Origin of the sequence: Nonomuraea sp. NPDC052634, assembly GCF_040678535.1 — a bacterium.
GTDB classification, from domain to species: Bacteria; Actinomycetota; Actinomycetes; order Streptosporangiales; family Streptosporangiaceae; genus Nonomuraea; species Nonomuraea fastidiosa.
This window is the reverse complement of sequence record NZ_JBFATY010000001.1, coordinates 89,813-114,401: the sequence shown is the minus strand read 5'-3', so window position 1 is coordinate 114,401 and position 24,589 is coordinate 89,813. Positions and strand designations below refer to the sequence as shown.

Genomic DNA, 24,589 nt, shown 5'->3' with positions numbered 1-24,589 from the left:
AGGAAAGGTCGGTCACGGCGTGCTCTTTCTCGACGATGGGCTATGCAGGCACAACAGGTGCCGGACGAGGGTGATCAGGACGTTCTTGCAGGATTCCCGGTCGCGGGCGTCGCAGTCGAGCAGCGGCACCTCGGCGGGCAGCGTCAGCGCGTCGCGGATGCGGTCGAGCCCGGGGCCAGGCCCGAACCGGTTGACGGCCACCACGAACGGCGCGCGGTGGGCCTCCAGACGATCGATGGAGTACCAGGAGTCCTCCAGGCGGCGGGTGTCGGCCAGCACGACCGCGCCGAGGCTGCCGCTGAACAGCTGGTCCCACAGGAACCAGAAGCGCTGCTGGCCGGGCGCGCCGAACAGGTAGAGCACCCGGTGGGCGTCCAGCGTGATGCGGCCGAAGTCGAAGGCCACGGTGGTGGAGCGCTTGCCGGCCACCCGGCTGATGTCGTCGATGCCGGCCGCGGCCTGCGTCATGATCTCCTCGGTGCTCAGCGGCCTGATCTCGCTGACGGCGCCGACCATGGTGGTCTTGCCCACGCCGAACCCGCCGACGATCACGATCTTGAACGCGTCGGTGGCGGTGGCCGGCAGCGACGTGCCGGCCGGCTCGTCAAAGGTTGCGGAGTCCAATGAGCACCTGCTCCAGGGTTGCGATGTCGGGGACTTGGGTCCGCGTGGCGACCGGGTGGCGGGCGGTGATGCGGCCGCTGCCCAGCAGGTCGCACAGCAGGATCTTCACCACGCTGACCGGCAGGCCGAGCCGGGCGGAGATCTCCACCACGGCCACCGGGCGCCGGGCCATGCGCAGGATCTTCACGTGCTCCGACTGCATCCCCGGCCGGGGGTCGGCCTCGGCGACGATGAGGGTGACCGTGTCGAACGCGGCGGAGCCGGCGTGCGCGCGGCCGCCGGTGATGGTGTAGAGCCGGTCGGGGTTCTCCCTGTCGAGCGCACGCCCGCGCTCGGCGCGTCCGGCGGGGCCCGGGGGGCGGCGCTGGTAGGGCACCGCACCCTCGTGCTCGGAGCCCCGGCGCTGGTACGGGCCGGGGCCGCCGGGCTCGGGCGCGCGGCGCTCGGTCATGGGTGCCCGCCCCTATGCACGGGCTCGTGCACGGGCTCGCGCGGCGGGGCGGTGAGCAGCCGCCCGATCTGTTCCACCACCTCGTTCATGTTGTGCGCGACGACGCCGACGTCGGCGTCCTCGCTCGCCACCACCGCGAGGTGCGCGCCCTCACCGGCCGGCACCACGACCAGCATGCCGCCGCCGAACTCCAGCAGCGCCTGCCCGAACCCGCTGCGGTCGCCGAACTCGCCCGAGGCGGCGAGGCCGAGGCTCTGGATGCCGGCGGCGATGGCGGCGAGCTGGTCGGCCTGGTCGGGGTGGAGGCCGGGCGCGCCGGACATGGCCAGCCCGTCGCGCGACAGCACCAGCACGTGCCTGATCCCCGGGGTGTTGTCACGCAGGTCGCCGAGGAACCAGCCGAGGTCGCGCTCGGCGGCACTCAAGGAATTGCTCGAGCTCATAGGTGCGACGGGGCTCGCGGGCGTGCCCCTTGCCTCCCATCGGTGATCGCGGCTGCGGAAAGAGGTGTCGGTCATCGCGTCACGTAAGGTCGTCGTCCGCCGTCGAGGTGCGCTGCCTGCGGAAGGCGGCCAGCCGGTTCGCGGCGGCCTGCGGGTCGCGGACCCGCGCCGGCGGCTGGGCGGGCAGCGGCTGCGCGGCGGCGAGCGTGCCTCCGCGCGGCCGTTTCGGCAGGTATGCGTCCGGCCCGTCGGTGGAGGGCGGCGGGGCCGCGTGGCGGGCGACCGGCGCCGGGTCCTCGGCGCGCTCGGCTGGGCGTGCCGCCTGCTCGTCCTCGACCGGCGGGTAGACGACGAGCTGGCGGGGGATCAGGACGACCACGCCGATGCCGCCCCTGGCGGACGGCCGGAAGCTGACCGTGAGGCCGTACTTGCCGGCCAGGCGGCCCACCACGGCCAGGCCGAGCCGGGTGCCCGACAGCGTGGTCAGGTCGAGCGGGCGGCTGATCAGGCTTTCGGCCAGGCGGCGCTCGCGGGTGCGCATGCCGAGGCCGCTGTCCTCGATGGTGACCACCACGCCCGCGTCCTCTTCCTCGACGTAAACGTGCACGGCGGTGCCGGGCGGCGAGAACTTGGCGGCGTTGTCGATCAGCTCGGCGAGCGCGTGGATGACGCCTTCCGCGGCGTAGCCGACGACGGCGGCGGTGCCGGTGGAGTGGAGCTGGACGCGGCGGAAGGCGCCGATGCGACCGGCCGCGCCGCGCAGCACGCTCTCCATGGGGATGGGCTTGGTCCAGCGGCGTCCCGAACGCCCGCCGCTCAGCAGCGCGATGTTGTCGGCCAGGCGGCCCATCTGGGAGATGCGGTGGTCCATCTCCAGCAGGTGGGCGAAGACGGCCTCGTTGTCGCCGTACTCGTCCTCCAGCTCGCGCAGCCTGCCGAGCAGGCTCGTCACCTGCGCCTGGATGCGGGCGGCGGCCTCGGCGCAGGAGGCCATCGCGGCGGCGCCCTGGCGGTTGCCCTCCTCCAGCTCGCGGGCGATCTCCTCCCATAGCCGTTGCACGGCCTTCTGGCTGGGCTGCAGCTCGTCGGGCAGCGTGGGCTCGCCCACGCCCTTGCCCGCGTGGAGCCGGGCGAGCAGGGCGGGCAGCTGCTCGTCGGCCAGCCTGCCCAGCTCGGTCTCCATGGCGGTGCAGGCGGCCACGGCGGCGGCCCGCCGCTGCCGCTCGCCCTCCACGGTCTGCGCCAGCGACTGCACCAGCGCCTGCGTGGCCGGGTGCGACGGCTGGCCCAGCTCGGCGAGCACGCCGGGGACGGTGGCGCCGTTCCTGATGCGGTGGCCGAGCGCGGGCAGGATCTCGTGCGTCAGGCGCTTCAGCTCTTCCTGCAGCAAGCTTGTGGAGGCGTCGGTACGGCGCAGCCGCTCGCGCACCTCCCGGGCGTTCGTCGAGCAATAGGCGGCGACGGCCACGGCGATCGAGAACAGCGCGACCGCGCCGCCGCTGCCCACCCCGACCAGCGTCTTTCCTTCCGCGGGGATCCGGGTGATGAGCCATCCGCAGGCGGCGCTGGAAATGAGCGCGGCACCCAGAAAGAACAGCAGGGCGCGCCCCATGGGCGAGGTCTGGAACCGCGGGCGTTTGGAGGCGTGTACTGACATCGATCAGGTCCTCGTGGGGTGATGACGGCCAGGCACCGCAGGCGCATCAACCTGCCGATGCGGGAGACGGCAAGCAGTTTCGTGGTGTCCCGTGCGGTACTGTCCGCACGGGATCAGGTACAAACCGTAGCATCCCTGCAAATGCCTTGGACCCCTTAACGGCATTTCTTCATCGCCAATCCCAGAGAATGCGCTATCGACGAATATCATTCACGTTTTCCGCTATTCCGGGCGATCACGGCAGGCCCTAGTGAATGTTTCTCGCATTCCGCAGGGGAGGCGCTGGAGGGTGGGCAATTTCGGATATTACGGCATTTTTCACCACGATCCTTCACCTCTTGGAGAAAATCTTGTCAATACAGAGGCGTGGCTGGTGTGAGCCTTGGTACTTCAGGGAACGTCACTGGGCGGCGCCGTCCCCGCGCTCACGCACGGGAAGGGGACGGCGCCAACAACCTCCCTCCGGCCCCGCCCGCAGCCTCCCGCTCACACCTCCGGCTCCGCCCCGCGCCCTCCGGCATCGCTCGCACCCTCCGGCATCGCCTCCACCCACTCCGGTGCCCCACCGCCTCCCGCGCCCCGCCGCCGGCCGCTGTGCCGCGCCCTCCCACCGCCCTCGCGGCCGTCCGCCACCGCGCTTCCTCGCCGCGAAGCCCGGTGCGGACACCCCCACGATCACCGGTAGCGCCGACGCGCTCCAACGCCAGCGCCTACCGCGTCGGCGCCTCGCGCCCCGCCGCCGGCAGCCGTGTGGCGTCCCCCGTCGCCGTCGCACTGACCTCACCCGCGCCTCCGGGCCACCTCGCGACCGGCCTCACCCGCGCCTCCGGGCCACCTCGCGCTGACCTCACCCGTCTCCGGGCCACCTCGCGACCGGCCCCACCCGCCTCCGGGCCATCTCGCAGGCGCCCTCACCGCCCCTCGAGGCCGTCCGGTGCCCGCGAGCGGGTTCTGACCGGGGAATCTTCAGCCGTGACCTTTTCGTTACCTTATTTCAGTGTTTAAGTGCGTTTAGCGGGCATGGTTGATCTCGAAGTCCAGCAGAGGGCTTCGTCCCACGCGAATCAAGCGTGCCTCTGCCTGGGCTTTTTGTGTTTCAGGCGGGGCCGCAGCACCTTCTGGAGCAGCAGATGCCCGTCCTGACCCCCGCACTTGAGCAGTTCACCGCCGAAGAGCTTCTCTCCGAGCTGGCCGACCCCCAGATCTCCGAACTGCACGCCGTCCGCATCCGCGAGCGCCTGGTCGAGATGCACGAGGGACTGGTCGGCGAGGTCACCCGCCGCTACCGCTACCGCGGTGAGCCGATGGAGGACCTGCGCCAGGCCGCGTACGTGGGCCTGATGAAGGCCGTCAACGGTTACGACCCCGAGCTCGGCCACGAGTTCAGGGGCTACGCCATGATCACCATGATGGGCGAGGTGAAGCGCCACTTCCGGGACCGTACGTGGGCGATCCGGGTGCCGCGGGTCTACCAGGAACGGCGGATCGAGATGAACAAGGCCACCGCCGAGCTGACCCAGTCCCTCGGCCACTCGCCGACCGTGGCGGACCTGGCCGCGAAGATGGGCATCTCGGAGGAGGAGGTGCTGCTCGCGCTGGAGGCGTCCACCGCCTACAGCACGCTGTCGCTGGACGCCCCGGTCAACAACGGCGACGACGACGCGGCCGAGCTGAGCGACTTCCTGCCCGCGCAGGACGAGTCGCTCAACACCCTGCTCGACCGGCACTCGGTCAAGCCGCTCATCGACGCCCTGCCGGCGCGCGAGAAGAACATCCTGCTCATGCGCTTCTACGGCAACATGACGCAGTCGGAGATCGCCAAGGAGTTCGGCATCTCGCAGATGCACGTCTCCCGCATCCTGCGGGCCGTGCTGACCAAGCTGCGCACGGCCCTGTCGGAGTGAGACGCGCCCGGGCGGAGGCCCCGTACCGGGAATGTCTAGAACGCGAAGCCGCCCGGGCGGCCGTTGCGGTCGGCGATCAGCCCGGCGACGGTCGCCAGGGCGATCTCGGCGGGGGTGCGCGAGCCGATGTTGAGCCCGATCGGCCGGTGCACCCGGGCGATCTCCTCCGGCGCGACTCCCAGCTCGGTCAGCGCGCGCACGTGCGGGCCCTCGTGGCGCGGGCTGCCCATGATGCCGATCCAGCGCGCGGGGGACTTGAGCAGGTCGCGCAGCACCGGCCCGATCTCCTCGCGGTGGTGGTCGGTGAGCACGACGTCGCAGGTGCCGTCGATGACGTCGTCCAGCCGGGTGACCGCGGGCCGTCCGCCGGTGTGCCGGGCCGGGTCGGGGTCGAAGAGCACCGTACGGAAGCCCAGCTCGTCGCCGAAGCGCAGCAGGTGCTCGGCCACCGGGGAGACGAAGACGGCGACCAGCGTCCGCCCGTCGTCCTCGGCGGGGCTCGCGCCGTGAGCGACCTCGCAGGCCGGATCCTCAACGTGGTTGTGCGTCATACCGGCAGTCTGACACGGGCCGCCCCGCCCCCCTCGGCGCAGGCGGCCGCGTGGCGGGCCAGGCAGTCGTCGCCGCGGCCGGTGTCGAGCGTGAAGTCGCCGGCGATGCCGCTGGTGTGGGTGAGCAGCTGCCCGATCGTCACGCCGCGCGTCACCTGCGGGTCGGCGACGGCGAAGCCGGGCAGCACGTCCGCCACCCGGGTGCCGACCTCCAGCAGCCCGGCGTCGGCGAGCTGCGGGTCGCCCAGGTCGCGGTGCAGGAGGATGCCGATCAGCAGGCGCACGGGCAGCCCGGCCGGGGTAATGGACGGCCGGATTCGGTCATCGGGTCGGGGCGCCGGTCCGGGTATGTGATCGGGGTGACCTCCCCCGGGCCGGAAGGCAGGACGACGCCCATGAGCAGCAGGACCACCCGTGGCGTGTACGCGATCGCGCCCACCCCGTTCCACCCGGACGGCTCGCTCGACCTGGACAGCCTGCGCCGCCTGACCGACTTCTACGAGGAGGCGGGCGTGGACGGGCTGACGCTGCTCGGGCAGCTCGGCGAGGCGCCCAAGCTGACGCCGGCCGAGGCGGTGCAGGTGGTGGCGACGGTGCTGGACCGCACCGCGCTGCCGGTGGTCGTCGGGGTGTCCGCGCCGGGCTTCGCGGCGATGCGGGAACTGGCCTGCGAGGCGATGGCGCGGGGCGGTGGAGGTGCCGTCGGTGGTGATGCTCAAGCACGAGGACTGGCCGGGCCTGGGGAAGATCAGCGCGCTGCGCGCGGCCGAGGCGGCGGGCGAGATGCCGCGCCTGTCGATCCTGTGCGGCAACGGCGGCCTGTTCCTCGACCTGGAGATGGAGCGCGGCGCGGACGGCGCGATGACCGGCTACTGCTTCCCCGACCTGCTGCGCCGGCTCGCCCGCCGCGACCCGCGCGCCACGCTGCCGTGATCCCGCCGCGCTCGCTCGGCTTCAGCAGCGGGCCGGGGTGCCGTTGCCGGCCGAGCGGATGCCGCTGCCCACGCGTACCGCGTAGTAGTTGGAGCGGAACCTGTCGAAGATCGTGTCGTCCTCGAGCTGCAGCAGCGCCTCGTCGGCCTGGCGCAGGGAGTTCCAGCTCCAGTTGTGGCTGCCGGTCCAGACGATCTTCCGGTCGGGCACGCCGTAGTACTTGCCCTCGATGATCAGGTACTTGGAGTGGATCCAGATCGGGTCGGCGGTGCAGTAGTAGCGGACGTTGATCCCGTTGTACGCGCCGGTCGTCTTGACCAGCTCGTTCATCGAGGACACCTCGGAGTCGCTGTCCTTGTTGTAGTTGAGCGCGACCTCGACGTAGCAGCCCGCCTTGTCCAGGGCGAGCAGCTTGCGCGCCAGGTGGGTGCGGCTGAAGATGCCCATCGCGACCCGCACGATCGTCCGGTGGGTGCCGTCCACCGTGCCGACCTCGCTGTTGCCGTGGCACTCGACGTGGTCGAGCACCGTGGTGATGGTGTCCTCGGCCGGGTCGGTGGGGCTGCCGTTGCTCTCCTGGCGCGGGTAGAAGTGCACCTTGGCGGCGCCCGAGGTCACCGGTGTGCGGGTGTCGTAGTAGTTGTTGTTCACCCGCTGGGCCTTCAGGTCGTTGAAGTAGCCGGTGTACGCGTTGTAGATCCCGGCGTTGCCCGCCAGCACCAGGGCCGAGTTCCAGCCCTTGAGCCCGTCACGGCCGGTGTGCAGGTTGGCCGACGACTGCACGACGACGTTGTCGGTGCCGCCGGTGCGGGAGAACAGGAAGAACTTGTTGTGGTTCAGCGACACCGACCCGTACAGCGGGCGGTCGCCGATGCAGCCGCGCCCGTCCGGGCACACCAGCGCCCACGAGCTCTGCCCGGTGTCGGTGCCGAGCGCGGCGGCCAGCGACGCCAGGATGGCCGTCCCCTTCATCTTCTTGTCGAAGATGACCTGGACGTTGCGGCCGGCGTTCTTGGCGGCGATCAGCGCGTCGGGGATCGTCGGGTCGGTGGCGTAGTACATCGACACCCGGATCGTGGAGCCGGGGTCGGCGCCCTGGATGAGCTGCACGATCCGGTTCTGGATGGCGGCCGGGTCGTTGACGGGGTCGTTGAAGACGGCTTCCGTGGCGACCGCGGCGTGCGCGGGCACGGTCATGCCCGATAAGAGGGCGGCGGCGGTGGCGATCAGGACGAGGAGACGGCGATACACGGCTGTCCTTTCCCCGGCAGGATACAAGATCACCTCCAGACGCTAGCAGCGCGGGCCGCGCCGGGCACCCGTTTCAGGGTTCACCGCCGATCTGGGGTCTCAGGATCGCCACCAGGCCAGGACTCGGAGCGCACGCAGGGTGTTCCAGCGGCTCGGCCGGCCCACGCCGTCCTCGAACGCGAAGTGGACGCGTCCCGGATGGACCCGGTCGAGCCGCCAGCGGCCGTCGGGCTGCCGCTTGGCCTCGACGATCTCCGCCGCCTCCGCCATGCGGGGATCCGGAGCGGCTGCCGACCTGCGGAAGTAGTCGAGCGCGCGGAGCACGTCGTGCCGCCAGTAGTAGGGGAAGGCGAACTCCAGGAACGCCGGGTCGGCCACCTCGCCGGTGCTCTTGCGCCGGAACAGGCCGCGTTCCAGCAGGAACTCCTCCCCCGCGCGGCGCGCCTCCCGCACGGCGTCGGATCCGCCGGTGGCGCGCTCGTACTCCAGCAGCCCCTCCAGCACGTTGATCGTGGTGTGGAACGACGAGCGCACGGAGCCGTTCTCGGCCTCGCAGTTCCAGCCGCCGTCGGCCAGCCGCTCGTCCAGCAGGCGCGCCACGATGCCGGAGACGTCCACGCCGAAGTAGGCGCCGGTCTCGACCGTCCTGCCGTTGATGCACGGCTCGACCTCGCCGTCGAAGTACCGCTGGCCGGCGTGCTCCCACCTGCCGTTCCCGGCCACCCGGGCGATCACCTGCTGTGCCAGGTCCGACTTCGGGTCGAGGCCGAGGATCTGCAGGGACTGCAGGGTGTGCATGGTCGCCGTCCACGGCTGGCCCGGCTCGTCGCCGCGGTACCCCTGGGGGAAGCAGGCCCCGCCGGCCCACAGGCCGTCGTCGCCCCGCAACGCCAGCAGCCGGGCGCCCCAGCCCTCCCGTGCCACGCGTTCGCGCTCGGCGGCGACCTCTTCCGGTGGGGCGCCGGTGAGGTCGTGCAGCACCTGCCAGCGGATCGCGGGGTCGGAGTCGAGCAGCCAGCCGATGACGTCCATCGCCGCACCGTAGGCCATGCCCGGCCGCACAATCAACACCCATCCCGAAGCAGGGGCTTCTCGTCGGATCGGATTGACTGGCACCGATGAGTTTTCCCGGCGGCCGGAGTCTCCATGGGCATGACGACAACCCACATCCTCAAGACGGCTGAAGCCGACCTCGCCTACGACATCCACGGCCCGCTGCCGGGCGAGAGCGCCCACCCGCCGCTGTTCATGATCGGCCAGCCGATGGACGCCAGCGGGTTCAGGGCGCTGGCCGAGCGCTTCGGCGACCGTACCGTGATCACGTACGACCCGCGCGGGCTCGGGCGCAGCGTCCGCAAGGACGGCCGTGACGACCACAACCCGCAGACCCAGGCCGGTGACGTACACGCGATCATCGAGGCGGTCGGTGGCCCGGTCGACATGTTCGCCAGCAGCGGCGGCGCGGTGACCTCGCTCGCCCTGGTGACCGCGTACCCGAATGACGTGCGCACCCTGGTCGCGCACGAGCCGCCGCTCCTGCCGCTGCTACCCGACGCCGAGGCCGCCCTGCGCGCCAGCGCCGAGGTCCGGGAGGCGTACGAGAGCAAGGGCTGGGGCGCCGGGATGGCGGCCTTCATCGCGATGACCTCGTGGCAGGGCGAGTACACCGACGACTACTTCGCCCAGCCCGCCCCCGACCCCGCCGCGTTCGGCCTGCCGACGGAGGACGACGGCTCCCGCGACGACCCGCTGCTGTCCGACCGGTCGTGGGCGGTCAGCGGCTACCGGCCGGACTTCGCCGCGCTCTCCGCCGCGCCCACCCGCGTCCTCATCGCGGTGGGCGAGGAGTCGGCGGGGATCGTCACCGCCCGCACCGCCGAGGCCGCCGCCGAACTCCTCGGCCAGAAGGCGACCGTTTTCCCCAGCCATCACGGAGGGTTCACGGACGGCGAGTTCGGGTACGCGGGGCAGCCGGACGCGTTCGCGCGCCGGCTGCGCGAGGTCCTCGACGGCGCCTAGGCCGGCCGTCCGACGGTGGCGGCACGTGGTCCACGTCCGGTCGCGGCTCGGTGCACGGGCTCGTGGGCTGTGACCGTCCTGCCGGGTCAGTGACATTCGTCAGGTACGTACGGGCGGGGGCGCTGGTTAGGGTTGCAGGCATGAAGGCCCGGCTGTGGACCTCCGTTTACCTCGTCGTCCTGGTGTGGCCCATCCCCGGTTTCCTCGCCTCGGGCCCTTCGGCCGTCGTGGTCGCGGCGGTGGTGGCGGGCGTGGCCGGGTTCGCCGGGCTCTACCTGCGGGTCGCGTGGACCGCTCTGGAGCTTCCGCACCGCAACGCCACCCCGTACGCCCTCGCCCTGCTGTACGGGGTCGCGGCGGCGCTGGTGCCGGTGCTGGGCGAGCTGTGGGTGTTCGCCGCCTCGTACTTCCTCATCACGGCCGTCGCCACGGCGCTGCCCGAGCGGGCGCTGCCCGAGCGGGCGCTGCCCGTGGCGGCGGGGGCGACGATCGTGGCGGGCACGCTGGCCCTCGTCCTGCTCGGCCAGTCCCTGGCGGAGATGTGGTGGATTCCGGTCCAGTCGGTCGTGTTCACCGCGGCCATCCGGGCGTTCCTCCGGCTCAACGCCGCCAACCGGGCGTTGAGCGAGGCGAACGTGAAGGTGGAGCGGCTGGCCGTGGACAACGAGCGGCTGCGCTTCGCCCGCGACATGCACGACCTGCTCGGCCACAGCCTGGCGGTGATGACGGTGAAGAGCCAGCTCGCCGCCCGGCTGGTCGACGCCGATCCCGAACGGGCCAGAGCCGAGATGGAGCAGGTCGAGGAGCTGTCCCGGCAGGCGCTCGCCGAGGTGCGGCAGGCGATCGCCGGCTACCGGGAGCTGTCGCTGGCCGACGAGCTGGACGGCGCGCGCCGCGCGCTCGCCACCGCCGGCGTGCGGCTGACGGTTTCTGCCGGGCCGCTGCCGCCGACCGTCGAGCCGGTGCTGGCCTGGGTGGTCAGGGAGGGCACGACGAACGTCGTCCGGCACAGCGGCGCCCGCACGTGCCGGATCCGCCTCGGTACGGCGAACGGGCAGGCTTACGCGGAGGTGCGCGACGACGGGCGCGGCCCCGCGCACGCACGTGCAGGCGACCACCGCGGCTTGGCCGGCCGTGAGCCCGCGCCGGGCGATGTCGGTGATCTCGATGGCCTGGCCGGCGGCCGTGGCAACGGCCTGCGCGGGCTGGCCGAGCGTGTCGAGGTCGCCGGCGGCACGCTCGCCACCGGTCCGGCCGAGGGTGGCGGCTTCCTGCTCAAGGCGCAGATCCCCGTGCCCGGCGACGCACCGCCCGCAGGGGCTCCGTCCGGAGACGACACCGCACCACCCGCCGACGTCCGCTCCAGCGACCATCGTGATCCGCGCTCGGAGCTCATTCACGTTCCGCCCGCCGTCCCCGGGAAGCCGTCGTGAGCGATGTCCCGCCGACCGATGTGATCCGCGTGCTGCTGGCCGATGACCAGCATCTCGTCAGGGAGGCGCTGGCGGCGTTGCTGGGGCTGGAGCCTGGGATCGAGGTCGTCGGCCAGGTGAGCCGGGGCGACGAGGTGGCGGAGGCGGTGGAGCGGTGCCGTCCCGACGTGGTCCTGCTCGACATCGAGATGCCGGGACTGGACGGGCTGACGGCGGCGGCCGGGCTGACCGGCGTCAAGGTGATCATCCTGACCACGTTCGGCCGCCCGGGGTACCTGCGGCGCGCCAAGGACGCGGGCGTCGCCGGTTACGTGCTCAAGGACGCCAGGGCGGGCGAGCTGGCCGATGCCGTACGGCGGGTGCACGCGGGCGGCCAGGTGTTCGACCGCGGGCTCTCGGCCGCCAGCCTGTCCATCGGCGCGAACCCGCTCACAAGCCGCGAGCGCGACGTTCTGCGCGCCGCCGCCGAAGGCGGAACCATCGCCGACATCGCCCGCCGCCTCTTCCTGTCGGACGGCACCGTGCGCAACTACCTGTCGTCGGCGATCGGCAAGCTGGGCGCCCGCAACCGGGCCGAGGCGGCGCGGGCCGCGGAGGCCAGAGGCTGGCTCTGACGAACGTCACTACCGGCCCCGACCGGCGCTCGGAAGGCTGGAGACATGCTGAAACGCGTGGCGCCCGCGATCGGGCTCTTCTTCCTGTCGCCGCTGGCCGGCGAGTTCCTGCTGGGCAACCTGCCCATCACCATGCTGCCGGCGCTGATCACGCTGGCCCCGCTGTACGGCGGCGGCGCGCTCCTCGTCCGCGAGCTGGCCAGGCGGCGGGGCGCGGGCTGGCCCGGCATCGTCCTGCTCGCGCTGGCGTACGCGCTGGTCGAGGAGGGCCTGGTCACCCGATCCCTGTTCGCCTCGAACTTCGCCGGGATGGACCTGGCGGCGCAGGCGTGGCTGCCCGGGGTGGGCGTGAGCGCCTGGTGGGCGAGCTTCGTGCTCGGCGGCGTGCACGTCGCGGGCAGCATCTGCGCTCCCATCGCGGTCATGGAGGCGCTGGTGCCCGCCCGGGCGTCCGAGCCGTGGCTGCGCGTTCCCGGGCTGGTGGTGGCCGGGGTGCTGTTCGTGCTGGGCGCGGCGGCGGCCGCCGCGTACGCCGGGGAGGCGGCATTGCCGTCGGTTGTGCAGCTCGCGGGTCTGGCGGCGGTCGTGGCCGTCCTGGCCGTCACGGCTCTGCGCCGCCGTACGGCAGCGGCGGAGCCCGGCACGGACGCGCGGGTCGGAGAGTCGGCGCCGACGTCCGGCACGGTGGGGCAGGGCTCGGCGCCCGGGCCGTGGGTGGTGCTCGGGTTCTCGCTGGTGGCGGGGGCGGTGTTCTGGCTGGCCAACCTGGCATCCGGGACGCTCGGCGCCTGGCCGGTGGTGGCGGTCGACCTGGCGCTGTACGCCGCCGTCTGCGTGCTGGTGGCCCGCTGGTCGCGGCGGCCGGGCTGGGGTGTGCGGCAGACGTACGCGCTGGGGGCCGGCTACGTCCTCACCTACGCCTGGCACGGCTTCCCGCAGCCGCCCGCCGTGCCCGTGCCCGCCGCGACCGACCTGATCGGCAACGTCGTCTTCGCGCTGGCCGCCGTCGCCCTGCTGGTGTTCGCCGCCGTACGGCTGCCGGACCCGTCCCGCCCGCGGGAGGCGGCGCTCCGGCCGCAGTGAGGTGACGGCGCCAGCCCGGCTTCAGCTTTGCCGCGGCCGGACCAGGCCCTGGCCGGTGCCGACACCGCCCAGCAGCGTGTCGACCACGCGGGAGGCGGCCTCGTCGATGTCGTACTCGTGCATCCGAGCCGCCACCCCGATCAGGGCGTAGTAGCTCTTCCTGGCCCAGATCAGGTCGGCGTCGGCGCGCAGCACACCGCAGTCCTGTGCCTTCTTGAACAGCTCGTCGCAGCGCTTTTCGACCTCGGCGTGCACGCGGGCCGGCTCCTCGTGCTCCGGCCCGTACAGGTTGAGCGCGAACGGCCACTGCCGCTTGACCCGCAGCACGTTGACCGTGACCTGGTAGAACGCGACCAGCGGCGGGGTGGTCTCGGGACGTGCGGCTTCGACGGCCGCGGCGAACTCGCGGGCCGCCACGGCGCCCAGCGCCCCCAGCAGCGCGTCGCGGGAGGCGAAGCGGCGGTGCACGGTGGTGCGCGCCACCCCGGCGGCCTCGGCGACCTGCTCCATGCTGGCCGCGGGGTCCGAGCCGAACACCCGCTCGGCGGCCTCCAGGATCGTCCGCACCGTGCGCTCGGCGTCGGACCGCAACGGCCGGATCGTCCCACTCACGCACCGAAGGATACGCCATGGCTCCTCTTACCCCAGAACTTGCAACAATTCTGTGCAAGTTCTATGTTTCTCGCAACATACGTGATGCGACTGACAGTGGGAGTTGCTATGGATCTGCAACTGAACGGCAAGACGGCCGTCGTCACCGGCGCGAGCAAGGGCCTTGGCCTGGCGATCGTGCGGACGCTGACGGCCGAGGGCATGCGGGTCGTCGCGGCCGCGCGTACGATCACGCCGGAGCTGAAGGAGACCGGCGCGTTCGCCGTGCCGGCGGACCTGGCCACGCCGCAGGGCCCCGGCGAGGTGATCGAGGCCGCGCTCGCCGAGCTGGGCGAGATCGACCTGCTGGTCAACAACGTCGGCGGCGGGGACGCGCGGCCGGAACTGGCCGGCGGGTTCGCGGCCATGACCGACGAGATCTGGCAGCACACCTACGAGCTGAACCTCTTCAGCGCCGTGCGCGCCACCCGCGCCGCCCTGCCCAGCCTGCTGCGGCGCAAGGGCAGCGTGGTCAACATCTCCTCGATCTCCGCGCGGATGCCGCACGCGGGGCCGGTGCCGTACTCGACGGCCAAGGCGGCGCTCACGGCGTTCGGCAAGGCCCTGTCGGAGGAGGTGGGCCCGCAGGGCGTGCGGGTCAACACGATCTCCCCCGGCAGCGCGCGTACCGCCATGTGGGAGGGGCCCGGCGGGTACGGCGAGCTGCTGGCCGGCGTGCACGGCCTGGAGCTCGAGCAGTTCCTGGCCGGTCTGCCGGCGGCGACCGGCGTGACGACGGGCAGGTTGATCGAGCCGGAGGAGGTGGCCGCGCTCGTGGCGTGGCTCGCCTCGCCGTACGCCGTGAACGTGACCGGCTCCGACTACGTCATCGACGGCGGCGCGAAGAAGACGGTCTGAGGCGTGCGGCGGGCCGGCGCCCTACGGGCGGCGGATCCGGCGCCGGCCTGCCGCCTCAGACGGAGACCGCCTGGCGGACGCTGGATCGGTAGCGCAGGGGCGACATGCCCACCTCGCGCTTGAACGCGGTGCTGAACGCGCTCTCCGACCCGTAGCCCAGCCGGGCGGCCAGCGACCCGACGCGGACGTCACCGTCGCGCAGGGCTCGCTGCGCCAGCAGCATCCGCCACCGGTTGAGGTACGTCAGCGGCGGCACACCGGCCATCGTCCTGAAGCGTTCGGCGAACGAGGTGCGCGACATCGCGGCGGCCCTGGCCAGCTCCTCCAGGCTCCAGGGGCGGCCGGGCTCGGCGTGCATGAGGGTGAGCGCTGGGCGCAGCCGCTCGTCGGCCATCACCCGCAGCCAGCCCGGGGGCAGCTCGGCCTGGTCGATGTAGGCGCGCAGCAGCTCCAGCACCAGGAGCTGGGCGTACTGGCGGATCGCGAACGCCGCCCCGATCCGGTTCGCCCGCGCCTCCTCGGCCAGGGCGTGCAGGTTGCGGTGCAGGCCGGCGGCGGCGGTGTCGGCGGCGCGCACGTGGCCCACCGGCGGCAGCGCCTGGCCCAGCAGCGTCCTGCCGACGTGGTTGAGATCGACGTACCCGCCGACGACGAACCCGGCGGGGCCGCCGCCTTCGCCGTAGATGTTGAAGCCCGGCCCGGGGACGAATTCGGTCACCAGCCCGTCGCCGCTGCCGCCCTGGACGTCCAGCCAGGACCGGTCGTTGAGGATGGCGACGTCGCCGGGGCCCAGCTCGACCGGCGCGTCGAGGCCGTCGGTGAGCAGCCGCCCGTGACCCTGGATCATGGCGATGAGCTTCAGCGGGTGGTCGATGGCGTGCCGCGAGCGCCAGCGGCCCCGCACCTCGAACGCCCCCGACATCTGCCCCTGCACCTCGACGAGGTCGAACACCTCCGAGAGCTGGTCACCGCCCATGGACGTACTCTCGAGCAGAAATCATCGCCTGTCAATGAGCAGGAGTACGGGACGCGCCGGTCAGCGTCTCGACGGTGCGCAGCACGTGCTCGCGCAGCAGTGCGGCGGCCCGATCGGGTCGCGGGCCAGGGCCGCCTCCTCCAGCGGCGGTGCTCGGCGACGGCGTCCCGGCCGGGGGCGACGGCGCCGGACCAGCGGCGGGCCAGCTCGCCGGCCGTCCAGAGCCGGTCCAACTGGTCGGTCAGTGCCCTGGCCTCGGCGATCTGCCGCCATCTGGCCGCACCGGTGTCGGGCACGGCCGGAGGGTGCGGGCGACGACACCGGCTCCGGCCTGCCCGCCGGGGCCCTGCAGCTGCCCAACGACGCTCGCATGGCCCGCTGCATCGGCGCCGCGCCGCCCACCGGGCACGGCGAGCACCGCTGCTTCTTCACCGTGCGCGCCCTCGACGTCGAGGACATCGGCGTGCCCGCGGACGCGACCCCGGCCTACCTCGGCTTCACCATGGCCGGCCACACCCTCGCCCGCGCCACGCTCGTCGCCACCGCCGAGACCCCGGCGGCCTGACCCCCGTCATCCGGAACCGGCCCCTCCGCGATCCGGCCTTCCCGGCCGCCCTGCCGGGCTCGCCGCGCTCGCAGGAGAGGTCAGCGCGACGGGCCGGGGAGGCGTCAGCGCAACGTCACCGTGAGCGTGGTGCTCATGCCGGCCCGCAGCAGGGTGAGCCGGTCGGCCAGGCCCGCCGCGGCGAAGGCGTCCTCAAGGGTGCCGGCGCCCTCCGAGAAGTGGCCCCAGCCCTCGAAGTGCAGCGGCACCACGTGCGGGGCGTCCAGGATGCGGGCGGCCTCGGCGGCCTGGGCGCTGGTCAGCGTCAGGTTCGCGCCGTCCAGAAGGGCGGTCCTGGCCGCTCCGGCGAACAGCACGGCCACGTCCACCGGGAACCGTCCGGCGATCTCCGTGACGTGGCCGAGCGAGGCGTTGTCGCCGCTGACGTACACGGTCGGCAGCCCCTCGCCCGACAGGACGAACCCGGCGACCTCCCCCACGACGGGCTCACTGCCCTCGGGTCCGTGCAGGGCGGGCACCCGGGTGACCCGCAGCGAGCCGCCGCCGCGGCGGGGCAGGTCGACGTGCTCCCACACGGGCACGGCTCGGGTCGCGCCGCCCAGGCGGTCGGCCGCGCTCGCCGTGGTGAGCACGATCGGCACGCCTTTCAGATAGTCCCGCCCGCCGTCGTCCAGGTTGTCCTTGTGCTGGTCGTGGGAGAGCAGCACGGCGTCGATCGGGCCGACCTCGCCGGGGGTCAGCGCCGTCGGCGCGGTCTTGGTCAGGACGCGGCCGGGCGCGACCTCGTACGAGCCGGGCGGGTCGAACGTGGGGTCGGTGAGCAGCCGCAACCCGCCCACCTCCAGGATCGCGGTGGGTCCGCCGAGCGCGTGCACGCCGATCTGCGCCGAAGTGGTCATCGTCATCCTCCGTACTGGATCAGCCGGTGCGGTCCTCGGCGGACGCGCCGGCGTCGGCCGCGAACCGGTCCCACGCGGCCTGCCGTGACACGCCGAGCGCCGTCCCGATCCTGGCCCACGTCACCCCGCGCTCGCGCAGCAGCCGCACCCAGGCGCGCAGATCGCGCTCGGCCTGCTCCACGGTGAGTGCCTGACGGGGCAGCACCGCGGGCATGTCGTCGTCGGACATGCCCGCCAGGTACGCGTCGGTACGCGGGTCGGGACCCCGGTGCACCGGCCGGGGCGCGTCGCCGGAGCCGGGCGGGGACGAGGCGATGATCTGGGCGGCCAGGTCCACGCAGACGTCGCAGATGTAGACGCCGGGACCCGCGACCACGCGGACGGCCTCGGCGTACGGCTCGCCGCAGAACGAGCACCGCGTCGGCATGCCATCGGCCGGGCCGGCGGGGCGGGTACGTCTGCTGCGCGTCACGCGCCGATCATCCCATGCCCACTTGTCGCCCATAGGGGCCGCCGCGCGGCTCGTCCTGCCCGATCCGCCGGCGCTCGACCCGACGCCGGTGCCGTTCCGGGACGACCTGCGGGTGCCGGTGCCGGCGCTGCTCACCGAGACCGACGTCGTCACCCTCGACTACCTGTCGGCCCGGCGGCCCGACGGGCCCGCGCTGCGCGTGTGGGAGGTCGCCGCCGTCCGCCACCTCGCCCGCTGGGTGCGCGACGGCACGCCACCGCCGTTCGGCGAGGCCGCCGGCCGCGCGTGATCGCGGCCTGCGTGAACTTCCTCGTTAATCGCCCGCCTGGCTATTGTTGATCTCCACATCGCGGAGGGGGAACACGGCAAATGACTCAGGGCGGGCCCGAGACCTCTTTGGGCAGCCGGTACGTGCTGCTGGAGGAGATCGGCGGCGGTGCCATGGGCACGGTACGGCGGGCGCGCCAGCGCGACACCGGCGAGATCGTCGCGGTGAAGCTGCTGCGCGACGGCCTGGCCGGCGACCAGGATCTGGTGCTGCGCTTCGTTCAGGAACGCAACGTCATGCGCAGCCTCGACCACCCCCACATCGTCCCGCTGCGCGACTTCGTGATCGAAGGCGACCGCCTCGCCCTCGTCATGGACCTCGTCGAGGGCGGCGACCTGCGCGGGCTGCTGCGCCGGCGCGGCACGCTGCCGCCCGCCGAGGCGGCCCGGCTGATGGCGCAGGTCGCCGAGGCGCTGGCGGCCGCGCACGCCCTCGGCGTGGTGCACCGCGACGTCAAACCGGGCAACGTGCTGATCGACACCTCAGGGCGGGCGCGGCTGAGCGACTTCGGCGTGGCCCGCATCGTGCACGGCCCCAGGCTCACCGGCACCAGCTCGATCCTCGGCACCCCCGCCTACCTCGCCCCCGAGGTGGCCGAGGGCGACTCCCCCACCGCCGCCGTGGACGTCTACGCGGTCGGGCTCATCCTGTACGAGCTGCTGGCCGGGCGGCCTCCGTTCGCCGGCGACCATCCGATGGCGCTGCTGCGGCAGCACGCCACGGCCATGCCTCGCCGGCTGCCCGGCATGCCCGACGCCCTGTGGAGCCTGATCTGGTCCTGCTCCGGCAAGGACCCGCACGCGCGGCCGGCCGCCGCGGAGGTGGCCGCGGCGCTCCACCAGGCGGCGCCGTCCCTCGAGGGCCTGCCCGCTTTGCCGCCCGTCCCCCGCAGCGACCCCTCCTCCAGCACCTCCGAACCTCTCCCCGCCTCTTCCTCGGGTACCGGCCCGGGCCCCGGCCCGAACGCCTCTTCCTCGGGTACCGGCCCGAACGCCTCCGGCCCCGGCATCTCCGGCGTCCCGCAGGCCGGTGCGACTCCGCCGCCTTTCGGCCCTGCCGCTTCCGGTGTCTGGTCGCCGGAGTCGGCGGCACCCGGCGTGGTGGCCCCGACGCCGTCCGATCCCGCTGCCTCCGGCGCCTGGTCCCCTGGGCCGGGTGCCGCGCCGGGGCCGGTCACGTCCGGGCCCATGCCCGCCGTCCCCCACGCTTCCGTCACGTCCGGGCCCATGCCGGCCGTCCCCCAGTCCCCCGCCTCGCCGGGGCCGCAGCCCGTGCCGGTCCAGACGCCTTCGCAGCCGCCCGCCGGGCCGGTGGAGCCGCCTACCTGGCCTCGAGGGGCGGGTGCGCCGCCTGCCGGTGGGCGTCCGGGCGCTCCGGCAACAGGCGCGGGGGCTGCTGCTCCGCCGGGCAAGCGGTCGCGACGGGGGCTGGTGATCGCCGGGAGCGCCGCCCTGACGCTGGTGCTCGCCGGTACGGCGCTGGCCATCACGACACCGTGGAAGCAGGAGCCCGCTGCCCCGGTCGCCGCGCCCAGCACGCTCCCATCCACCCCGGCCGGGCCGAGCAGCGCGCCCCCGTCGGCGGCCGCCGTCGACTTCACCACGCCGACGCCGAAGTCGCTGGCCAAGCCCAAGGAACGACGCGAGACTCCGAAGGTGGTCGTCACGGTCACGACCACCGCGCCCAACCCGGCGACCTCGGCGCCGACGCGCTCCGCTCAGAAGCCGAAGACGAAAACGGCGGAGCCGGAGCGCCGGCGGACCGAGCCGGACACCGAAGGGGAGGAGGAGCCGCCCGTACGGGAGGCGGCCCCGCAGTGGCGCTGCCGCTCCTGGCTGCGCACGGACGGCGGTGTGGAGATGTCGCCGTGCATGGCCGTGACCGGGGACGTCATCCACCTGAAGGGCCAGGTCAGAGGATCGGTCCGGTCGGACGTCCACGTGCAGCTCTACGACACCGACGCCGATACGAACCTGTCCCAGCCGTTCATCTGCACGGGCGTCCTGCCCGGCCCCGGCGAGGTCGCCACGTGCGGCCCGTTCACGCTCACGCCCCCGCGCACCGGCGCCAAGACCGACGTGCGCCAGCGCTGGCGACTGACCGGCGACCCGTCGTGGGGCGGCGGCGTGGAGAGCCCGTACGTCGTCTGGTGACGTCCTGAAACCGGGCCGACGGCCGGTCGGTGCGCGACCCCGAGTCCCCACCGTCGCGCCTGGCGCGGGCGAGGGCGGGAGGCCGCACACATTCGCATCGACAATATGCGATGTTGATCCGACCTGTTGCCCGTCTTCTGTGATGAGGAGAAACCACCATGAGCGGGAACGACCGCCTCGACCTCGGCCCTTTCGGCATCTACACCTTCGACTTCGAGCACCTCCCCGCCGCACAGGTGCGCGAGTCGGTCCAGGAGCTTGAGGAGCTGGGCTGGCCGGCCGTGTGGGTGCCGGAGCTGCTCGGGCGCGAGGCGCTCACGCACGCCGCGTTCCTGCTGGCGAGCACCGGGCGCATCCGCGTGGTGAACGGCATCGCGCAGATCTGGTCGCGCGGCGCCAAGTGGGCGCACGGCGGCGCGCTGCTGCTCGCCGACGGCTACCCGGACCGGCACGTGCTCGGGCTGGGGTTCGGGGGCGAGCCGAAGCCGGGGGTGAAGCCGCTGGCCGCGATGGCGGCGTACCTGGACGAGATGGACGCGCTGCAGACCGCCAACCCGGCGCCGAAGGGGCCGATGCGGCGCATCCTGGCCGCGTACGGGCCCAAGATGCTGGAGCTGGCCCGCGACCGGGCGGCGGGCGCGCAAACTTACCACGTCAACGTCGCGCACACCGCGCAGTCGCGCGAGATCCTCGGGCCGGAGGCGTTCCTCGCGGTCGAGCACCCGGTGCTGTTCGAGTCCGACCCCGGCAAGGCGCGGGCGATCGCGCGCGAGCACCTGAGCCCCTACCTGTCGCAGCCGTACAACGTCGCCAAGTTCCGGCGGCTCGGCTACTCCGACGAGGAGATCGGCGGTGGCGGCAGCGATCGGCTGGTGGACGACTTCGTGTTCTGGGGCGAGCCGGAGGTCATCGCGGACAAGCTGCGCGCCCACCACGAGGCGGGGGCCGATCACGTGACCGTTCAGGTGATCGGGATCGAGCCGGGCGCGTCGGCGATGCCGCAGTGGCGGCTGCTCGCCGAGGCCCTCCTGCCTCGATGAGTCTCCCAGTCAGTACGATGTGAACACATCGGAATGTTAGGGGGCCGGCCAGTGGCGATCGTCCTGGCGCTGCTGTGCGCGGCGCAGTTCATGGTGGTGCTGGACGTGTCCGTGGTGAACGTGGCGCTGCCCTCCATCCAGGACGCGCTGGACGTCGATCCCCGCGGTCTGGCCTGGGTCGGCAACGCGTACGCGCTGACCTTCGGCGGGCTGCTGCTGCTCGGCGGCCGACTGGCCGACCTGTACGGGCACCGGCGGGTCTTCGCCACCGGCCTGGCCGTGTTCACCGCCGCGAGCCTGGCCGGAGGACTGGCGGACACATCCGGCCTGCTCATCGCCGCACGGGCAGGCCAGGGCGTCGGGGCGGCGATCCTGGCTCCGGCCACGCTGACCGTCCTGACCTCCGCCCATCCCGAGGGACCGCGCCGCACCAGGGCCATCGCGGTCTGGACGGCCGTCAGCCTGGCGGGCGGCACGGCGGGCAACCTCATCGGCGGGGCGCTGACGCAGTACCTGTCGTGGCGGTCCATCCTGCTGATCAACGTGCCGATCGGGCTCGCCTGCCTGGCCGCCGTCCGCCGCATCCCCGCCGGCCCCGGGCGGTCCGGGGACCGGCTGGACGTGCTGGGCGCGCTGACGGCCACCGGCGGGCTGGCGGCGCTGGCGTACGGGGTGTCCGGCTCGCCCGCCGCCGTGGCCGCCGGGTGCGTCATGCTCGGCGTGTTCGTCCTGGTGGAGGCGCGCTTTGCGGCTGTCCCGCTGATCCCGTACGCGCTGGTGCGGGCGCGGGCGATCTGGCTGGGCAACGTGGCGATGCTGCTGGCCGGTGCGTGCCTCAACCCGATGTGGTACTTCCTGACGCTGTCCATGCAGGACGTCCTGGGCTACGGCCCGCTGGTGACCGGGCTGGCGTTCCTGCCGCACACGCTGCTGACCATGCTCGTCGGGCTGCGGGTGACGCCGTGGCTGATGCGGCGTGCCGGTGACCGGGTGCTCATCGCCGCGGGCGCGCTGATCGGGGCCGCGGGCTTTCTCTGGCAGAGCCGCATCGCGCCGGGCGGCCACTACGTGACGGCCATCCTGGGGCCTGCGGTACTGATCTCCCTCGGCGGCGGGCTGCTGAACACGCCGCTGACCGTCACCGTCACGTCGGGCGTGACACCGGAGATCGCGGGGGCGGCGTCCGGGCTGATGAACACCGCCAAGCAGGCCGGCGGCGCGCTCGGCCTGGCCGCCCTGGTGGCGCTGACGGCCGGGCCCGGCGGCGGCGATCCCGCCGGTCTGGCGGAGGGTTACGGACGGGCGTTCGTGCTCATCGCCGCCATGCTGGCGGGCGTGGCCGCGCTCGCCGTCGCGCTACCGGACCGGCGCGACCGCACCCCCGCGACCGCCGATAAGCCGGCCGGGCAGGAGCACGCCCGCTGACGCCGGGCGTCACACGCCGGTCGGCACCGAGCCCGTTCTGCGGCCACCGATCCATAGGACCTCTCACCCGGGCCGCTGGGCGGCGAACAGCAGGTGCGTGCCGCCGTCCACGGCCCCGGGCTCGGCGCAGGCCGTCACCTCATGCTCCAGGAAGCGCGCCCAGCGGTCCTCGTCGGCTTCGAGCACGGCGAGCGTGGCCGGGTCGCTGAGCGAGGCCCAGTTGCTGGCGCTGAGCGCGACCGTGCGCCCGCCCGCCGCCTCGATCAGCGCGGACAGCTCTCCGGAGCGGAACATCCGGCAGATGTGCCCCTCCTGCTCGCCCTTGAGGCGCAGGTCGCCGGTGTGCAGGATGCGGTCGTTGGCGTCCTCGCCGATCACCTCGGCCTCCTCGGTGATCTGGGGCAGGTAGTGCCGCCAGATGCCGATCAGCGACATGACGGAACCGACCACCACGCCGCCCGGCCGGGTCACGCGCAGCAGGCCGCGCAGCGCGTCCTCGGCCTGCTCGAACGCGTACGACAGCGGGCCGCCGTAGGCGAGCACCGCGTCGAACTCGCCGTCGGCGTACCGGCCGGTGTCGCAGATGTCCAGCACCTCGCGCCGCTCCACCGCGGACTCGGCCGCGGTGCCCCGCAGGTGTTCGGCGTTGAGCGCGAGCTGGACCGGGGACAGGTCGGTGACGACGGCGGTCGCGCCCAGGGCGGCCAGCTCGACCGTGAACCGCCCGGGGCCCGCGCCGATCTCCAGCACCCGGTGCCCGGGCTTGACGAAGCGGGCCAGGAAGCGACGGTGCACCTCCAGGCTCACGCGTCCCTTGACGTCGCCGGTGAGCCGGTGCCACTCGGCGTCGCCGAACTCGTCGAAATAGCGCCGCACGCGCTCGCGGGACTCGGCCGTCATAGTCAGCATGATGACAGCGCGCCCGAACGCCGGTCGACCGCTTTTCCGGCGGGCGCGGACCGGTGACCGCTCGCCGCTGGAAACAGGCGGTCTCATCAGGGCATTGACGTGCGATGTCCTGCTCTGACGGTTTCAACGCTCGCTTTCAGGAAAGGAGCCTGCCCGCTGACCGTTACGTCATCCAACCCCCGGGAGACCCCCATGCTCACACCCATCGCCCCCACTCCCTCCGGCCGCAAGGGGGCGCGGGTGCTCTGCTCAGGCGACCGGTACGACCTCACCGGAGCCGCCCATGCGTGGAACGAGTTCGGCGAGGACGACCTGGGCATCACCTATCGCTGCGACGTCTGCGGCGTGACCGACGTCGGTCCCTGACCGCACTCGGACGGAAAGCCGGTAAAAGGATTTGCGGACGGCCACCGGCCTCCGGCAACGTTGCCCAGCGTGAAAATGCACGCCGACCAACTGACGATCTCGCCGGAGACCGTGCGCACGCTGGTGAACGAGCAGTTCCCCCAGTGGCGCGACCTGCCCGTCAGGATGCTCGACGCCCAGGGCACGGTCAACGCCATCGTCCGCATCGGCGACCGGCTCGCCGCCAGGTTCCCGCTGCAGCCCGGCGAGCCCGAGGCGGTGCGCCGCACGCTGGAGGCGGAGGCGCGAGCGGCCGGCGAGCTGGCGGCGGCCACCCGCTTTCCCGTGCCCGAGCCCGTCGCGCTCGGCGAACCGGGAGCGGGCTACCCGCTGCCGTGGTCGGTGCAGACCTGGCTGCCCGGCACCGTCGCCACCGACGACGACCCGGGCGAGTCGTACGCGTTCGCCCGCGACCTGGCCGGCCTCATCGGCGACGTCCGCGCCATCGACACCCGCGGCCGCACGTTCTCCGGCCGGGGCAGGGGCGGCGACCTGCGCTCCCACGACGAGTGGATGGAGACCTGCTTCCGCAGCAGCGAGCGCCTGCTGGACGTGCCCCGCCTGCGCCGGATCTGGGCGGAGCTGCGCGAGCTGCCGCGCGAGGCGCCCGACGTGATGAACCACGGCGACCTCATCCCCGGCAACGTGCTCGTCGCGGACGGGCGGCTGGCGGGCGTGCTCGACACCGGCGGGCTGTGCGCCGCCGACCCCGCGCTCGACCTCGTGAGCGCCTGGCACCTGCTGGAGGCCGGGCCGCGCAAGGAGCTGCGAGCCGCCCTGGGCAGCGACGACCTCGAATGGGAGCGCGGCAAGGCGTGGGCGTTCCAGCAGGCGATGGGATTGGTCTGGTACTACGTCGAGAGCAACCCGCCGATGAGCCTCATAGGGCGGCGCACCCTGGAACGCATCCTCGCCGACTCACCTGCGTGACGACCGATGCACGGG

27 protein-coding genes and 1 pseudogene are annotated in these 24,589 nt (G+C 73.1%); 15 read left to right on the top strand and 13 right to left on the bottom strand.

From position 1 onward, the window contains the following. Positions 1-12: 12 nt before the first annotated feature. From AB0K67_RS00550 to AB0K67_RS00535, 4 genes are all read right to left on the bottom strand, one after another. Entirely contained in the window at positions 13-624 is a 612-nt protein-coding gene (locus AB0K67_RS00550) for an ATP/GTP-binding protein (protein WP_364050521.1), read from the bottom strand. Then, a complete protein-coding gene (locus AB0K67_RS00545) occupies positions 605-910 on the bottom strand; it encodes a DUF742 domain-containing protein (RefSeq protein WP_364057364.1) in 306 nt (101 codons plus the stop codon). Before AB0K67_RS00545 ends, AB0K67_RS00550 begins: the two co-directional genes overlap by 20 nt. 161 nt (positions 911-1,071) lie before the next feature. Further along, positions 1,072-1,518: a roadblock/LC7 domain-containing protein gene (locus AB0K67_RS00540; protein WP_364050518.1), complete on the bottom strand. Its 447-nt coding sequence runs from the start codon at positions 1,516-1,518 to the stop codon at positions 1,072-1,074. Between the two features lie 79 nt (positions 1,519-1,597). Next, entirely contained in the window at positions 1,598-3,175 is a 1,578-nt protein-coding gene (locus AB0K67_RS00535; protein WP_364050515.1) for an ATP-binding protein, read from the bottom strand. A 1,130-nt stretch (positions 3,176-4,305) separates the two neighbouring features. On the opposite strand from AB0K67_RS00535, the gene AB0K67_RS00530 reads away from it, so the two are divergent. Continuing rightward, a complete protein-coding gene (locus AB0K67_RS00530) occupies positions 4,306-5,079 on the top strand; it encodes a SigB/SigF/SigG family RNA polymerase sigma factor (protein WP_364050512.1) in 774 nt (257 codons plus the stop codon). 35 nt (positions 5,080-5,114) lie between these two features. Here AB0K67_RS00530 and AB0K67_RS00525 read toward each other — a convergent pair whose 3' ends face one another. Next, positions 5,115-5,630 carry an XdhC family protein gene (locus AB0K67_RS00525; protein ID WP_364050509.1) on the bottom strand — a complete coding sequence of 172 codons (516 nt, stop codon included), beginning with the start codon at positions 5,628-5,630 and terminating at the stop codon, positions 5,115-5,117. After that, a complete protein-coding gene (locus AB0K67_RS00520; protein WP_364050506.1) occupies positions 5,627-5,914 on the bottom strand; it encodes a serine hydrolase in 288 nt (95 codons plus the stop codon). The genes AB0K67_RS00525 and AB0K67_RS00520 overlap by 4 nt, the downstream gene beginning before the upstream one ends. A 111-nt stretch (positions 5,915-6,025) precedes the next feature. On the opposite strand from AB0K67_RS00520, the pseudogene AB0K67_RS00515 reads away from it, so the two are divergent. Further along, positions 6,026-6,307, top strand: a pseudogene (locus tag AB0K67_RS00515) (dihydrodipicolinate synthase family protein); the annotation flags it as partial. Positions 6,308-6,335: 28 nt separating this feature from the next. Continuing rightward, the gene (locus AB0K67_RS00510; RefSeq protein ID WP_364050503.1) at positions 6,336-6,563 is read left to right on the top strand and encodes a hypothetical protein; all 228 of its coding nucleotides are present in this window, start codon (positions 6,336-6,338) and stop codon (positions 6,561-6,563) included. Positions 6,564-6,584: 21 nt separating this feature from the next. Here AB0K67_RS00510 and AB0K67_RS00505 read toward each other — a convergent pair whose 3' ends face one another. Both AB0K67_RS00505 and AB0K67_RS00500 read right to left on the bottom strand, forming a co-directional pair. Continuing rightward, the gene (locus AB0K67_RS00505) at positions 6,585-7,814 is read right to left on the bottom strand and encodes a phospholipase D-like domain-containing protein (RefSeq protein WP_364050500.1); all 1,230 of its coding nucleotides are present in this window, start codon (positions 7,812-7,814) and stop codon (positions 6,585-6,587) included. A 99-nt stretch (positions 7,815-7,913) separates the two neighbouring features. After that, positions 7,914-8,846, bottom strand: coding sequence for a squalene cyclase (locus AB0K67_RS00500; protein ID WP_364050497.1), 933 nt, complete (start codon positions 8,844-8,846; stop codon positions 7,914-7,916). 120 nt (positions 8,847-8,966) lie between these two features. Between AB0K67_RS00500 and AB0K67_RS00495 the strand changes: the two genes are divergently transcribed. The 4 genes from AB0K67_RS00495 to AB0K67_RS00480 all read left to right on the top strand — a co-directional run bounded on the left by AB0K67_RS00495 (position 8,967) and on the right by AB0K67_RS00480 (position 12,963). Further along, on the top strand, positions 8,967-9,833 hold the full coding sequence (locus AB0K67_RS00495) for an alpha/beta hydrolase (protein ID WP_364050494.1): 867 nt from the start codon (positions 8,967-8,969) through the stop codon (positions 9,831-9,833). Between the two features lie 140 nt (positions 9,834-9,973). Beyond that, positions 9,974-11,266: a sensor histidine kinase gene (locus AB0K67_RS00490; RefSeq protein ID WP_364050491.1), complete on the top strand. Its 1,293-nt coding sequence runs from the start codon at positions 9,974-9,976 to the stop codon at positions 11,264-11,266. A 20-nt stretch (positions 11,267-11,286) separates the two neighbouring features. Further along, the gene (locus AB0K67_RS00485) at positions 11,287-11,880 is read left to right on the top strand and encodes a response regulator transcription factor (RefSeq protein WP_364057361.1); all 594 of its coding nucleotides are present in this window, start codon (positions 11,287-11,289) and stop codon (positions 11,878-11,880) included. Between the two features lie 45 nt (positions 11,881-11,925). Beyond that, positions 11,926-12,963, top strand: coding sequence for a hypothetical protein (locus AB0K67_RS00480; RefSeq protein ID WP_364050488.1), 1,038 nt, complete (start codon positions 11,926-11,928; stop codon positions 12,961-12,963). A 21-nt stretch (positions 12,964-12,984) separates the two neighbouring features. On the opposite strand, the gene AB0K67_RS00475 is transcribed toward AB0K67_RS00480, so the two are convergent. Beyond that, positions 12,985-13,575 carry a helix-turn-helix domain-containing protein gene (locus tag AB0K67_RS00475; RefSeq protein WP_364050485.1) on the bottom strand — a complete coding sequence of 197 codons (591 nt, stop codon included), beginning with the start codon at positions 13,573-13,575 and terminating at the stop codon, positions 12,985-12,987. A gap of 108 nt (positions 13,576-13,683) precedes the next feature. On the opposite strand from AB0K67_RS00475, the gene AB0K67_RS00470 reads away from it, so the two are divergent. Next, a complete protein-coding gene (locus tag AB0K67_RS00470; protein WP_364050482.1) occupies positions 13,684-14,472 on the top strand; it encodes an oxidoreductase in 789 nt (262 codons plus the stop codon). A 55-nt stretch (positions 14,473-14,527) separates the two neighbouring features. Here the strand turns inward: AB0K67_RS00470 and AB0K67_RS00465 are convergent, their stop codons facing one another. Then, on the bottom strand, positions 14,528-15,448 hold the full coding sequence (locus tag AB0K67_RS00465) for an AraC family transcriptional regulator (RefSeq protein WP_364050479.1): 921 nt from the start codon (positions 15,446-15,448) through the stop codon (positions 14,528-14,530). On the opposite strand from AB0K67_RS00465, the gene AB0K67_RS00460 reads away from it, so the two are divergent. Beyond that, complete coding sequence (locus tag AB0K67_RS00460; protein ID WP_364050476.1) at positions 15,345-16,013, top strand: hypothetical protein; 669 nt, start codon at positions 15,345-15,347, stop codon at positions 16,011-16,013. The two genes, AB0K67_RS00465 and AB0K67_RS00460, sit on opposite strands and share 104 nt — an antisense overlap. A gap of 104 nt (positions 16,014-16,117) precedes the next feature. Here the strand turns inward: AB0K67_RS00460 and AB0K67_RS00455 are convergent, their stop codons facing one another. Together AB0K67_RS00455 and AB0K67_RS00450 are read right to left on the bottom strand one after the other, a co-directional pair. Then, positions 16,118-16,918, bottom strand: coding sequence for an MBL fold metallo-hydrolase (locus AB0K67_RS00455; RefSeq protein ID WP_364050473.1), 801 nt, complete (start codon positions 16,916-16,918; stop codon positions 16,118-16,120). Positions 16,919-16,931: 13 nt separating this feature from the next. Then, on the bottom strand, positions 16,932-17,384 hold the full coding sequence (locus tag AB0K67_RS00450; RefSeq protein WP_364050470.1) for a ClpX C4-type zinc finger protein: 453 nt from the start codon (positions 17,382-17,384) through the stop codon (positions 16,932-16,934). Between the two features lie 22 nt (positions 17,385-17,406). Between AB0K67_RS00450 and AB0K67_RS00445 the strand changes: the two genes are divergently transcribed. From AB0K67_RS00445 to AB0K67_RS00430, 4 genes are all read left to right on the top strand, one after another. Beyond that, entirely contained in the window at positions 17,407-17,673 is a 267-nt protein-coding gene (locus AB0K67_RS00445) for an alpha/beta hydrolase domain-containing protein (RefSeq protein WP_364050467.1), read from the top strand. Between the two features lie 80 nt (positions 17,674-17,753). Further along, entirely contained in the window at positions 17,754-19,865 is a 2,112-nt protein-coding gene (locus AB0K67_RS00440) for a protein kinase (protein ID WP_364050464.1), read from the top strand. A gap of 158 nt (positions 19,866-20,023) precedes the next feature. Beyond that, positions 20,024-20,905 carry a TIGR03620 family F420-dependent LLM class oxidoreductase gene (locus AB0K67_RS00435; RefSeq protein WP_364050461.1) on the top strand — a complete coding sequence of 294 codons (882 nt, stop codon included), beginning with the start codon at positions 20,024-20,026 and terminating at the stop codon, positions 20,903-20,905. Positions 20,906-20,938: 33 nt separating this feature from the next. After that, positions 20,939-22,330, top strand: coding sequence for an MFS transporter (locus tag AB0K67_RS00430; protein WP_364050458.1), 1,392 nt, complete (start codon positions 20,939-20,941; stop codon positions 22,328-22,330). Positions 22,331-22,393: 63 nt separating this feature from the next. Here AB0K67_RS00430 and AB0K67_RS00425 read toward each other — a convergent pair whose 3' ends face one another. Further along, on the bottom strand, positions 22,394-23,230 hold the full coding sequence (locus AB0K67_RS00425) for a class I SAM-dependent methyltransferase (RefSeq protein ID WP_364050455.1): 837 nt from the start codon (positions 23,228-23,230) through the stop codon (positions 22,394-22,396). A gap of 201 nt (positions 23,231-23,431) precedes the next feature. On the opposite strand from AB0K67_RS00425, the gene AB0K67_RS00420 reads away from it, so the two are divergent. Further along, positions 23,432-23,605, top strand: coding sequence for a hypothetical protein (locus AB0K67_RS00420; RefSeq protein WP_364050452.1), 174 nt, complete (start codon positions 23,432-23,434; stop codon positions 23,603-23,605). 75 nt (positions 23,606-23,680) lie between these two features. Continuing rightward, positions 23,681-24,574: an aminoglycoside phosphotransferase family protein gene (locus AB0K67_RS00415; RefSeq protein WP_364050449.1), complete on the top strand. Its 894-nt coding sequence runs from the start codon at positions 23,681-23,683 to the stop codon at positions 24,572-24,574. Positions 24,575-24,589: the final 15 nt, after the last annotated feature.